The sequence below is a fragment of the Rhizobium sp. 007 genome, from assembly GCF_015353075.1.
Lineage (GTDB): Bacteria > Pseudomonadota > Alphaproteobacteria > Rhizobiales > Rhizobiaceae > Rhizobium.
On sequence record NZ_CP064187.1, the window covers coordinates 2,508,275 to 2,521,979 of the forward strand.

Sequence of the window (13,705 nt, forward strand, 5' to 3'; positions counted from 1 at the left end):
CTTTCGATGGGACGATCTCCTGCAGGGCAATGATTGGGGGCAAATCAGTGACTGATCCGGCGTTTCTTGAAACGAACGAAGCCGATGTTGTTGTGTCTTATGACCGGGACCGCTCTCTCCAGGACATCGTACGTCAGCAGGCTCGCATCGCTCCGCAGGCGACGGCGATTGTCTTCGGCGACGAGCGTCTCACCTACGATGAGCTCGACAGATTGTCCGACGCCCTGGCGGGACACCTCGCGGAGCTTGGAATCCGAAAGGGCGATGTCGTGGGCATGCTGCTTCCGCGCGCGCTCAATACCGTCATTTGCATGCTTTCGATCCTGAAGGCCGGCGGCGTCTATGTACCGCTCGATCCGGCCTATCCCGAAGAGCATCTCGCCTATGTCGCCGCCGAGTGCGCCCCCAAGGTTGTCTTCGTCGATGCAGAATCCGCTGGAAGGGCTAGCTCCGTCCCCGACCTGCGCGGCACAATCATCGATGCAGGAGTTGTGATTGGAAGGCTCGCACACAGCGCCGTCGCCAAACGGCCGGCCATCGAGGTCACTGGCAGCGACCCGGCTTACATCATGTACACGTCCGGTTCCACGGGCCGGCCGAAGGGCGTTACGATTGCCCACCGCAGCATCGCGCGGGTCGTCCTCGATCAGAACTATATCGATTTCAGACGTGACGACGTCATCCTTCACGCCGCTACAATCGCCTTTGACGCGACGACCTTCGAAATCTGGGGCGCGCTGCTGAACGGATGCACGGTCGCCGTCATGCCCGATGCCGATTTCTCCCTGGCGCGCCTTGCAGGCGTCATGCGTGACACCGGCGTCAGTATGACCTTTCTCACCACGGGGCTGTTCAATCTCTTCGCGGACTATGCAGGGGGCGATCTGCCGAGGCTGCGCCATGTGCTTTTCGGCGGCGACGTGGGCTCTCCAGTGCATGCCCGGCGATTTCTCCAGCGCTATCCCGGCTGCCGGCTGAGCAACGCCTACGGCCCGACCGAAACTACCGTGTTTGCAGCGGCCTTCACCGTACCGCCAGGCTTTGCGGAGGCGGAGCTGCCGATCGGCAAGGCGATCGCCCATACCGGGATCTGCATTTTGGACGAGGAATTGCGGGAACTTCCGCCCGGCCGCGAGGGGCAGCTTGCGATATCCGGCGACGGCTTGGCGATCGACTATTTCCGTTGTCCGGAGCGCACCGCGGAAAAATTCGTCATGGTCGCCACGGAGGCCGGCCCGAAACGCTGCTATCTGACCGGCGATATCGCCCTTCTCCAGCCCGACGGCACGGTAAGCTTCAAGGGACGCCGCGACCGGCAGGTCAAGATCAACGGCAAGCGCATCGAGCTTGACGAGATCGAGACCGCACTGAGGAACGACCCGGCACTCTCCGACGCCATCGTTCTCTGCCACCTCCAGGGTCCCACCCTGAAACGTATCGTCGCCTATCTGCGCCCGCGCGCGGAAACTGCGCTTTGCGATCCGGCATTCGCACAAGAGGTCATGTCGAGGCTGCGCGCCACACTTCCGGTCTACATGATTCCGAGCGCGACCGTCGTGGTCGATGCATTCCCACTCACCCCGGCCGGCAAGGTCGACCGCGCGAGCCTCCTCCCGCCGCCGATCGAGGCCGCCCGGCCCGATGCGGAAGCCGTGGCAAGCACGCAAGCGGAAACGCTACTGACGCAGCTCTGGAGCGAGGCGTTGGGTGCCGAAGGGATCGATCTCGACAGAAACTTCTTCGATCTCGGCGGCACCTCTCTCCAGCTTCTGCAGGTGCATGCGGGACTGGAAGCAAGGCTCGGGCGCGCCGTGGATGTCGTCGCACTGTTCAAGCATTCGACCATCCGCGAGCTTGCCCGCCATATCGAGGGCAAATCCCAGAACACCGCGCGATCCATCGCCGCTGCCCAGCGGGCGGCACTTCAGAGGAAAACCATGTCCCAGTTCCGAAGGAGCGCTTCATGACGGGAATTCACGAAACCGCCCACGCCGATCTCGATCGAATTGATATCGAGGACGATCAGGGTCCGGGCGGCATCGCGATCATCGGCATGTCCGGGCGCTTCCCGGGCGCACCCACCGTGGAAGCGCTTTGGGATCTCGTCAGTGACGGCCGGAATGCCTTTTCGATATTTGCGCCGGACGAAATCGAAGATTGCTTCACCGACGAAGAACGCGCCGCCGCAAATTATGTCGCTGCCCGCCCGCATCTTCCGGACGTGGACATGTTCGACGCCGAATTCTTCGGCATGTTTGCACGCGAGGCAGCACTCACCGATCCGCAGCATCGCGTCTTCCTGGAAATCTGCTGGGAAGCGCTCGAAAACGGCGGCTACGATCCGCATCGCTATCCGGGCATGATCGGCGTCTTTGCCGGCTCGTCGATGCCGACCTATCTGATCAACAACGTCCTTGGCGATCGTGCCAAGGCGGAGGAATTCGCCTCCAATTATCAGATCGGCTGTTTTCAGCAGCTCGTAGGAGCGCTCAACGACGCGCTCGCGACTCGTATTGCCTACAAGTTCGATCTGCGCGGCCCCGCCTTCACGCTGCAATCGGCCTGCTCGACCTCGCTACTTGCCGTGTCGCAGGCCTGCCAAAACCTACAGACCTATGCTTGCGACATGGCGCTCGCTGGCGGCGTGTCCATCACGCTGCCGCAAAAACGGGGGTATATCTACCAGGAAGGCGGCATGGCTTCGGCCGACGGCACCTGCCGGCCGTTCGATGCGAACGCGGATGGAACCGTCTTTGCAAGCGGCGCAGGCGTCGTACTCCTGAAGAGGCTGGAAGACGCGCGAAGGGACCGCGATCGCATCTTCGCAGTCATCCGCGGCTACGGCATCAACAATGATGGCTCCGACAAGGTCGGTTTCACCGCACCGAGCGTCCGCGGACAGGCCGAGGCGATCTCCGCCGCCCTGGCAAATGCAGGAGTGCCAGCCGCATCAATCGGATACGTCGAATGCCACGGGACAGCTACGCCCCTGGGCGATCCCATCGAGTTCGGCGGCCTGAAGGAGGCCTATCTCGACATTGCGGACGCGCGGGAGAGCTGTGCGCTCGGTTCAGTGAAGGGCAATGTCGGGCATATGGACTGTGCTGCAGGCGTATCCGGTCTCATCAAGACAGCGCTGATGCTTCATCGCGGCAAGATTCCGCCGATGCCCAACTATAGCCGCCCCAATCCTCGGCTCAATATCGAGGAGAGCCCGTTTTATATTCCCACCGAAATGACGGACTGGCCGGCACAGGGACATCCGCGCCGCGCAGGCGTCAGCGCCTTCGGCGTCGGCGGCACGAATGTCCACGTCATTCTCGAAGAAGCGATTGGCGAAGACCGCGAGGCATGCTCAGACGTCACCAAGCCGTACATCCTGCCGCTGTCGGCACGCAATCCGGCAGCCTTGTCGGCTATGCGCGCCAATCTCAGCGCTCACCTGACCGAGCGCCCGGAGATTTCGCTCGCAGACGTCGCCGCAACGCTGCAGAACGGCAGATGCGAGTTCAGCCATCGCTTTGCGATATCGGCCCGGACCGTCGAAGAGGCGCGGGATAAGCTCGGCGCGGAACGCCCTGCGGATTCCATCGCCTCGGACGCCCCTCCGGTCGCGTTCATGTTTCCGGGACAAGGCGCGCAATATGTCGGCATGGGTGCTGGACTCTATGACAGCGAACCGGAATTCGCACGCTGGATCGACAGGGGCGCCGAACTGCTGAAGCCTATGCTCGGCCTTGATCTTCGGATTTTCATCTGCCATTCCGGACCGGTGCCGGAGTCAATGGCTGACGAACAGCGCAACACGCGCATCGCTCAACCATGCCTCTATCTCGTCGAATATGCGCTGGCACGGCTGTGGATGAGCCGAGGCCTCAGGCCCTACGCGATGATCGGCCATAGCGTCGGCGAGTTCGTAGCAGCAACGCTTGCCAACGTGATTTCTTTCGAAGATGGACTCCGGCTTGTCGCCAGCCGCGGGCGTCTCATGCAAAGCCAGCCGCAAGGCGCGATGGTTTCGGTTCGCGCCGACGCGCAAACCGTCTCCGCTTACCTGAAAGGCGATGTCGAGATCGCCGCCGTCAATGCTCCGAAGCTGTCGGTTATCTCCGGCCCGTTCGCGGAGATCGACGAGGTTTGTTCAGCGCTCGAAGCTGGTGGCATTGCCTTCAGCCGCCTGCACACGTCGCATGCCTTCCATTCGCCGATGATGAACGAGGCGGCAGCCGCACTTTACGACGAGACTGCCAAGGTAACCTACGGAACCGCAACGGTTCCCTATATCTCTTGCGTGACCGGAGACTGGCAGACGGCGCAACAGGGCACTTCGCCGGATTACTGGGCAAGGCACTGCCGCGACGCCGTTCATTTCGCCGCTGGCCTCGCAAAGCTTTGCGACGGGAGGAAACCCATACTCCTGGAGGTTGGTCCAGGGCGGACGCTCTCCGTATTTGCTTCGCAGACCGTTGCACGGGACAATCTGAATACCGTGATCCAGTCTCTGCCCGAACACGATCGCGCGCCCGAAGCTGCCGATGTCTTCGCCGGCGCCCAAGGCAGATTGTGGATGGCTGGCTGCGTCCTTGAATGGCCGGAACTGCCCAACGGCGCAACGGCACACCTTGATCTGCCGGTCTACCCGTTCCAGCGCCAGCGTCACTGGATCGATGCGCCTCCATCGGCGCGCCGCAATGTAGGCTCTTACGCGCTGTCTCGCTCCGAGCTGCAAATCGTGGTCGAACCTTCGGCTGCGATCCAAATGCCGGCAACTGTCAGCGTCGCTCCAACGAACGCCCCCTCTTCCGCCGATCGTACCCCTGCGCTTGAATGCGAATTGCTGGCCACTCTCGCCGAGATGTCGGGCAATGCATTGAGGCCGGCCGACGTCGCCGCGACATTTATCGAGCTGGGCTTCGATTCCCTCTTCATCGGGCAATTCGCGCAGAGGATCGAGAAGGACTACCGGGTCAAGATTTCGTTCCGCGATCTTCTGAGCACCATTCCGTCGATCGCCAACCTGGCGAAACATCTCGATGAGAAAATGCCGGAGAAAGCGCTGGCAGCATCTCCGCCGCCTGCGGCGTATCTTCTTGCACCAGCGGCGGTTTTTGCCGCGTCGGAGATGCCTCTTGCGCCTACCCCTTCGCCGTCCGCATCGATGGGCGAAGTGCAGGCCCTCATTCAATCGCAGATTCAACTGCTCCAATCACTCTTCGCCCAGCAGCTCCAGTTGCTGCAATCCTCGGCGACCTCTCCACCGGTGGCGGTGGCAGAAAGCGCCGCAACCGTAAGCATGCCGCAGGCGGTACTATCAATTGTTCCGGCTCCAGCTGCTGCTGCCCCGTCCGAAGCGGTAGATGCGCCGGTCACGCCCGCAGAAAGGCTGGAATCCGTCCCGCTCACGGAAGCTCAGACGGAGATCTGGCTGGCAGCCCAGACCGGCGATGAAGCGTCCTGCTCCTTTAACCTGTCCATTTCGCTGACGCTGGATGGCGAGTTCGACGAAGCTGCCTTTTCAAAGGCACTGAGCCTTGTGACGGATCGTCATGATGCGCTTCGAATCCGCTTCAGTCGCGCTGGCGATTACTTCCGCTTCGCCGACGATTTCGCGCTGAAGGCGCCGCTGGTGGATTTCGCCGGCAGGCCCGACGGCGAAGCGCAGCTTCGGGAGATGCTCGACGAGGATGCAAGGACGCCCTTCGACCTCGTCGACGGCCCGCTTGCCCGCGCCTTCATCGCGCGTCTGGCAGTCGACAAGCATGTCTTCGTCTTCAGCGGACACCACATCATCTGCGACGGCTGGTCGATCAGCGTGCTTCTCGATGAGCTAGCGATGGCCTATGCGGCTTTCCGCAACGGCGAGACACCGCAATTCGAGCCGGCGCTCTCCTTTGCCACCTATGCGACGAAGCTTGCGCCCACACCCGAAAAATCCGAGAAGGACGAGCAGTTCTGGCTCGATCAGTTCAAGGAGATTCCGGAACTGCCGGAACTGCCGCTGGACCGGACGCGGCCCGAACATCGCAACTTCGCCAGTGGTACCTGCACGGGCTACATCGAGGGCGATGTCTACAAGGCGTTGAAAAAAGCTGGCGCGCAGTCCGGCGCAACGCTGTTTTCAACCTTGCTGGCGATGCTGCAGGTCGTCGTCTCCCGGCTTTCCAGGCAGGAGGACATCGTGATTGCGGTTCCTGCAGCCGGTCAGAACCTGATCGGAGAAGCGATCCTTTTCGGCCATTGCGTCAATCTCCTGCCAATCCGCCAGACCGTCGCATCACAGACGAGCTTCTGCGAGCATCTGAGGGCAACGCAGCGGCTTGTTCTGCAGGCGGTAGAGCATCAGTCCTGCACCTATGGCACGCTCGTGCGCAAACTCGGCGTAAAGCGGGATTCGCGCCGCCTGCCATTGACGGAAATTCAGTTCAATCTGGACCACACCGCAGCAGATCAGCCCTTCGGGAACCTGACGGCAAACATGGCCAACAACGTGAAGGGCTTTTCCAATTTCGACATGTTCTTTTGCGCGTTCGAAGAACAAAACGCCGTCCGCATCGATGTCGAATACAATGCGGAGGTCTTCGACCGATCGACGATCGAGCGCTGGATCCAACATTTCGCAACGCTCGCCGAAGCGCTGTCCAAGAACATCGACGTCGAGATCTCGAGGCTGCCGTTATTGAGCGACGACGAACGCGGCTGGCTGATCGACGGCTTGAACGACACGGCGGCAAACTATCCGCGAGATGAGCACGTGGTCTCCCTCTTCGCCCGCAAGGCGTCGAAGCAGCCCGATGCGATTGCAGCCGAACATGGCGGCCGCTCCATCACTTACGGCAGGCTGGAAGCCCGCTCCAATCAGTTTGCCCGATATATTCAAGAGGCGATTCCCGAGCCCGGCCAGCGCATCGCACTGCTCGTCGACCGGTCGCTAGACATGGTCGTGGCGCTGCTGGCGATCATGAAGGCCGGGCACACCTACGTGCCCATGGATCTTTCCCATCCTGAAGAGCGCCTCTGCCAGACCCTCGACGTCGCGCGCGTCGGCGGCCTGATATGCGACAGCGATGCCATGGCGTCCCTCGCCCCCGCAAACATTCCCGTTATTCGCATCGACGAGGAAGCAAAGGCGGTAGGCCGAATGACCAGCACTGCGCTTGACGCTCTGCCGCCCGATTCCGCTGCCCCTGCATATGTCATCTTTACCTCCGGCTCGACCGGGGCACCCAAGGGCGTCGAAGTGTCCCATCGGGCGCTGACGAACTTCCTCCTCTCCATGGCGAAGGAGCCCGGCTTCACCGATCGGGATACGATCCTTGCGGTGACGACGATCTCGTTCGACATCGCGGGGCTCGAGCTCTACCTGCCGCTCGTTACCGGTGGGAAGATGGTGATTGCCGACCGGCAGCAGGTGCAGGATGGCTTCGCCATTGTCGATCTCGTGGAAAAGAGCGGTGCGACCGTGCTTCAGGCGACCCCCACGCTCTGGCAGATGCTTGTCGAGGCCGGCCTCGAGGACAAACCGCACCTCAAGATGCTGTGCGGCGGAGAGCCCATGCCGAAAGAACTCGCCAAATCCCTGCTGAAAATCGGCGGCGAGCTCTGGAACATGTATGGCCCGACGGAGACGACGGTCTGGTCGTCCGTCGCGCGCATTACCGACGCGGAGGCACCGATCACCATCGGCCATCCGATTGCCAATACCCAGCTTTACATCGTCGACCGCAACAACGACATCGCGCCCATCGGCGTCACCGGCGAGCTGTGCATTGGCGGCGACGGCCTGGCGAACGGCTACTTCGACCGGCTGGATCTGACCGAGAAGGCCTTCGTTCCGATCTCCTTCGGCTCGAACCGGCCAACGCGGCTCTATCGGACCGGCGATGTCGGACGCCGTCTTGCGAACGGTTCGCTGCAACTGCTCGGACGCCGAGACCAGCAGATCAAGCTCCGTGGCTTCCGCATCGAACTCGGCGATATCGAAGCCGTCGTTTCGAAGGCTCCCGGCGTGCGCCAATGCGCGGTCGTCGCTGCGGAGAAAAAGAGTGACGGCAAATTGCTCGTTGGATACATCGTACCGGAAGCAGGCGCCGAGCCGAGCGCAGCCGAGCTCTCGGACTTCGTCACGGCGAAGCTGCCCCGCTACATGGTGCCGACCTGCTGGGTGACCGTCAGCGAACTGCCGCAGACAGGCAACGGCAAGCTCGATCGCAAGACGTTGCAGCAGCGTGGAATTCCTGCCCACAGCACCGAGGCTAAAAAAACCAAACCGCGCACTCCAATGGAAGAGCAACTAGCGGCTATTTGGCAGGACATACTCGGCAGCCAGGATATCGGCGTGGACGACAATCTCTATGCGCTTGGAGCCGACTCCCTCACGATTTTCCGCATGGCAGCGCGCATGCTGGACGCCAATCTCCCGCTGGAAGCCAAGCACCTCTTGCGCTACCCGTCTATCGCGCAATTGGCCAGGTTTGCCGAACAGCAGATCCGGCGGCGAGAGAAGCTGTCCAAACGACTGTCCTCAATGTGGTGCAGCGTCTTGAACGTTGACCAACTGCAGCCTGATGACGATTTCTTTGCCGTCGGCGGCAACTCCGTTCTCGCAGCAAAACTCCTGCAAGAAGTAGAGGCGGCCTACAAGATCGTTCCAAATCCCGAAATGATTTCCAAATTTCGGACATTCCAGGATTTCACGGCAAAAATCGCCAAGACACTGGAAGGCGTTGACACGGAGTCGTCCCTTTGGGAATTGGTGACATGCAAGACAGGCAGCAGCGATGCTGTTGTCTATACGTTCAATCATCCATTCCTGTATTACGCGCTCGCCACCGAGATCGACGACAGCATTTCCGTTCACAACCTGAACATGTTCAGCGCTGATTTGACGAGCGCACCGGCGGATATGTCGGTGGAAGATATAGCCAGACAAGCGATCGAAGCGATGAAAATTCCGGTGGGAACCCGTCGTTTGGCCTTGGTCGGTCTGTGTGTGAACGGCATTTTGGTCATGGAGATCAGCCGGCAGTTGCGCGAAAGCGGTATAGACGTACGCTGCACCGCTGCCATCGATAGCTGGTGCCCCACGTTCGTATCATCGCTGCCCAAGAGCCGCCTAATGTGGTGGCAGACGGAGCGGCGCGCGAAGCGGGTCTTGCACTTCACCAGCAAGCTGATGAAGGGGGACATTACCGCCCAGGATTACTTCAGGCACTTCAACATCTCATGGAAGCTGATGCAGCTTCTTCACGTGAAAAGTGCCGAACCTTTGGAATCAGATCGCGCCAATGCGATGGTCACAGCGTTCATGAATTCCGCAGCCGCGCATCACAATGACCCGGCGATCAGAGATTCATCAATTGTCCTGGTGCGCAGTCAGGCGCACAATAGCCGGGCACGAAAGTTGAGGTTCGGCTGGAGGAACGCCGTCGCCGAGGACACGCCAGTGCTCGACCTGGAAGGCTGGCATGAGGACTCGCTGATAGATTCCGGCAAGGCTCTGGCAAGTCTCATATCCGCGCGGCTTGGAGTCTCCTCGGACGTGTCATCAGGCGGAATAGCTCACTGAGCGCAATCCGTCAGACGTTCGTCTATTTTGGGAGCACGCGTGGATGGGAATGGCAGCACACAGACCTTTGAAAGTTGCGGTCCTGGCAAGGTCGAGGGATCGGCTCGAAGCATGGCAATTGATGGTGCTTGACCGGCTTGCTTCCGAGCCTCTTTTTGATCTTGCAAGCATCATCGTGCATCAGACGGCACCTAAGGTTCGGGTGCCGAAGCTCTTCGCACTCGAGGCCCGTCTGGAACGCAGGTTCCTTACCCATGAGACCCCCTATCTGCCGAAATCCTATTCGCCGGAATCCCAGCGGTTCGACGACATGGGATCGCACGATTTAGAAACGGCGGAGAGCCAGGACATCCTTCGACGCCTCATGCAGGACCTGGAAGTGGACATCGTCATTCGTATGACGCCCTCGGGCCTGCCATCAGGCGTAAGTGATGCCTTGCCGTTCGGAGAATGGGCGTTGAGTTGCAGCGATCAGGTCTCGGAAAATGTCGACTGGTTCGCCTATCGTGGCACAATTTCGAAGGCGGCATCGGTCGAGCTCTTGCTTTATAAATCCGGAGCACCAGACGGAAGCGTTGACGTCATTGCGTCTTCCTTCTTCAATACCAAGACAAGTGCTGCGCGCGTTGCCGCCTCCATAAAGGAGCGTGGCGTGACCTTGCTTATGCGCGAATTGAGACGCCTTGCCGAAACACGGCAACTGCATGTGATCGCCCGCCGGCCCATCCCGGCAATCCCCCCGCCGTCCGCTTCAGACCTTGGCCGCTACGTTGCTGCGCTTGCTGGCGACCTCGCCGCACGTTGCATCAAAATGCTGAGGAAGAAGCTTCATTCCGGTTCGTCCGTTTGGGCCCTCTATACCGGCGGGGGTCACATCGAGGATTTCGACCCACAGCAATCCGTTGAAATTCCGCCAACGATGAACGAGATCAAGGCGGATCCGTTCCTTTTCGAACACGAGAACGAATGTTACCTCTTCTGCGAAGCCTATGCGGATGGCCAGAAGAATGCCCACATTGCCGTCGGGCGCTTCCGCGGAGACAAGCTCGAACACCTCGGGATAGCCTTGCGTTGCGAGCACCACCTTTCCTATCCTTTTGTCTTCAGGGATGGCGAGGATATTTTCATGATGCCCGAGCGGCACCAATCGCGCCAGATCCAGATCTGGCGCTGCGTCGAATTTCCGCTGAAATGGGAATTGTACTCGACGGCGCTCGAAGGCAGGTCGGCCGCCGACAGCGTGCTGATGCGTCATGGAGGAAAATGGTGGCTTTTCACCAATCTGTCGGATTTCCACGACTATGAAGATCACTGCAGCGAACTCTATGTTTTCGAGGTCGACGGTCCAAAGCTCGAGCGCGTGATGCCGCACCGGCATAATCCGGTCGTCATAGACAGCACGCTCGCGCGAAATGCCGGACGCATGTTCGAACGCGGCGGCCGCCTCTACAGGCCTTCGCAGCGCAATGCCTATGGCATCTACGGATATGGACTGAACATCATGGAAATCGACGAGCTGAGCCTCGACAGCTACAGCGAGCGGTGCATACGAACGATTACGCCGGACTTCAAGAAAGGCCTGCTTGGCTGCCATCATTTTGATGAGGCGGCCAATCGTTACGTTCTGGATGCGCGCTTGACATGAAGAACAGGGCGTTTTCGTCTCGATAGTTCAGGCTGACATGCCTTCCGCCGGTCAGCGCCGCAAGCGTCCCGACAAATGGAGGTGGCATTTCGAGGTCGAACAGACTCCAATCCGCCGGCGTATTTCCGTCTGCATCCAGGCGCTCAAGGCGCGGCGGAAGACCATCGCCAACGGTGACGTCGAATGCATCCAGAGGAAACGAGAGACCGACGCCGATCGCCTTGACGAAGGCTTCTTTGCGTGTCCAGACGGAATAAAACGCCCGACGATACTCTGCGGCCGGAAGTGCAGCGAGGGTCGTTTCCTCCTTCGGCGACAGGAAACGGCTGACATTGTCTTCCTTCAGAGGCCGAACCTTTTCTATGTCTATCCCGACCTGGTAGCAGCTTGATACGGCAAGCGCCGCCATCCCGCCGCAATGGCTGAGGTTGAAATGCAACATCCTGCCGTTCGACGCTGCGATGCGCGGCTTGCCATAGGCATTGTAGCTCAGGCTGAGGCGGTTGGGCTCAATTCCGAGGTAGCTGCCGACAATTCGGCGCAGCCCCGACCGGCCTGCAACGAACCTGCGGCGATCACGCTCGTGAACAAAGCGCGCTGCCGCATCGAGCTCGCGGGCCGTCAATGGCGTTGCGAGATATGGTGCCTGCGAAGTGCTTGCCTCCTCCAGGTTCCATATCCAGATATCGATGACATCAGCGCTCAAGCCGTCACGCATTACCCCCACCCCCTGCCGACAGTTCATAGAGAGCGATCAGGACCGCCGTTTGTCTGCCAGCCAAGCTCAGAATGGCAGCAGGCGTCACCTGCACGGAGCACCAGTTTGTCTGGTCTGCGGCCCGACAGGCAAGCTATCCAAAGTCGGTAGAGAGTTACGCTTATGGGCACCTTGGCCATGCTCCGGCCTTCGCCGTATTTTGGTAATCTTCAAAGTGCCGGCACCGATGGAGTCGTATTAATGAGTTCGCGTCAGCCATCGTCGCTATCCAGCCTGACGGCAAAAGCCGGCACCTGGACGGTTGGCAGCAAGTTGGCTTCAAAGGCACTGGATTTCGTAACGCTCCTGTGCCTCGCCCGGCTGCTCGGCCCATCGGATTTCGGACTGGTGGCGATGGCGATGTCTTCGGTTCTCATAGCCGAGGCGATTTTCGAGATGCCGGTTGCCGCCGCACTCATCAGAGACCCGTCGCCAACCAAGGATATGTTCGACACGGCTCTGACGATCGGCCTGACAAGGGGTCTGATCGTTGGCATGCTGCTGTGTGCTCTCGCCTATCCGCTCGCATTGTTCTATGACGAGCCGCGGCTGACCACCCTGATCTGCGTGCTTTCGCTGGCGCCTGTCATGCGCGGGCTTAAGAGCCCGAAGCTGATACTTTTTACGCAGCGCTTCGATTTTCGCCCGGACTTCATCCTGGAGGCCGCGGGCAAGATAGCGTCCTTGTGTGCTGCCGTAGCCATGGCCTTGTATACCGGAAGCTACTGGGCGATCGCGGTTGGCACGGTTGTCGGCCCGATGCTGATGATGATCGTCTCCTATATCTACGCGCCACAGCGGCCAGTTCTGTCACTTAAGGACTGGTCGATGTTTGCGCCCATTGTCGGATGGTACATGCTCTCGCAAATTCTCCAATCGGTGAACTGGCAGCTCGAAAAACTCCTCCTGCCGCGCTTTATGGACCTGGTTTCCTTCGGCCGCTATTCCGTTGCAAGCGACATTACTGCCGTTCCCTATCAGTCGGTGGTCCAACCGCTCTTCAGGCCGTTTCTCGTCGCATTCTCGCAGATTCCGTCGCATGAAAAGCTTGGTGAAGCCTATCTGCGCGCCACAAGCACGATCGTCTTCCTGGTCGCGCCGGCGCTTGTGCTTCTGTCGATCCTCGCGGATGTGGTCGTCACGATATTACTTGGGCCTTCCTGGCATGGTGCCGCCTTCATCCTCACATGCCTGCCGCTGATCGCCATCATCAGCCTTCCCACGGCACTCGTGAACTCCATTTGCTTCCTGGCCGACAAGATGCATCTGATCGTCGTCAAGAACGTCATCGAGCTTTGCTCCAAAATGATGCTGATCTGCTTGCTCGGATATGCTTACGGGCTGTATGGCATACTGGCCGGACAGGCGATCGCCGCCGCGATAAGCCTCACCACTTCGCTTGCCATCGTCCGTGCATCGATCGGCCTGAGCCTTGCCCGGCAAGCCAAGGAAGGGGTCAAATATTTCGCTCCGATCTTGCTGATGGCGCTCTGCCTGGTGCCGGGAATCTATCTCGGCGACTCCGTTGACCATCCTCTGCGGCAGTTGTGGCTATCGATTGCAACGGCCGCCGTTGCAGCGCTTGTCTATCTTGGCAGCATGTTTTTCATGGCCCGCATGTCTTCGTCCGAAGGACTGCATGAATACGACTTCGTCATGCAATATCTGAGAAAGAGATTCAGGCCGGCCATTTAATGGATGCAGTTCGGCCTGTTCGTAATCTATCGGTTTCCCTGAT

The 13,705-nt window shown here is 59.9% G+C and carries 5 protein-coding genes; 4 read left to right on the plus strand and 1 reads right to left on the minus strand.

Going from position 1 to position 13,705, the window contains the following annotated elements; genetic code table 11:
* The first annotated feature begins 47 nt into the window (after positions 1 to 47).
* Genes ISN39_RS12580 through ISN39_RS12590 form a run of 3 tightly spaced genes read left to right on the plus strand, consistent with a single transcriptional unit; the run spans position 48 to position 11,210 of the window.
* Positions 48 to 1,967 carry a non-ribosomal peptide synthetase gene (locus tag ISN39_RS12580; protein ID WP_246763196.1) on the plus strand — a complete coding sequence of 640 codons (1,920 nt, stop codon included), beginning with the start codon at positions 48 to 50 and terminating at the stop codon, positions 1,965 to 1,967.
* Entirely contained in the window at positions 1,964 to 9,565 is a 7,602-nt protein-coding gene (locus tag ISN39_RS12585; protein WP_194727716.1) for a non-ribosomal peptide synthetase/type I polyketide synthase, read from the plus strand. The genes ISN39_RS12580 and ISN39_RS12585 overlap by 4 nt, the downstream gene beginning before the upstream one ends.
* 49 nt (positions 9,566 to 9,614) lie before the next feature.
* Positions 9,615 to 11,210 (plus strand): hypothetical protein, encoded by a 1,596-nt coding sequence (locus tag ISN39_RS12590; RefSeq protein ID WP_246763197.1) that lies wholly within the window; start codon positions 9,615 to 9,617, stop codon positions 11,208 to 11,210.
* On the opposite strand, the gene ISN39_RS12595 is transcribed toward ISN39_RS12590, so the two are convergent.
* Positions 11,134 to 11,928, minus strand: a complete 795-nt coding sequence (locus ISN39_RS12595; RefSeq protein ID WP_194727718.1) for a 4'-phosphopantetheinyl transferase superfamily protein — start codon at positions 11,926 to 11,928, stop codon at positions 11,134 to 11,136. The two genes, ISN39_RS12590 and ISN39_RS12595, sit on opposite strands and share 77 nt — an antisense overlap.
* Positions 11,929 to 12,168: 240 nt before the next feature.
* On the opposite strand from ISN39_RS12595, the gene ISN39_RS12600 reads away from it, so the two are divergent.
* Entirely contained in the window at positions 12,169 to 13,662 is a 1,494-nt protein-coding gene (locus ISN39_RS12600) for an oligosaccharide flippase family protein (protein ID WP_194727719.1), read from the plus strand.
* Positions 13,663 to 13,705 lie beyond the last annotated feature (43 nt).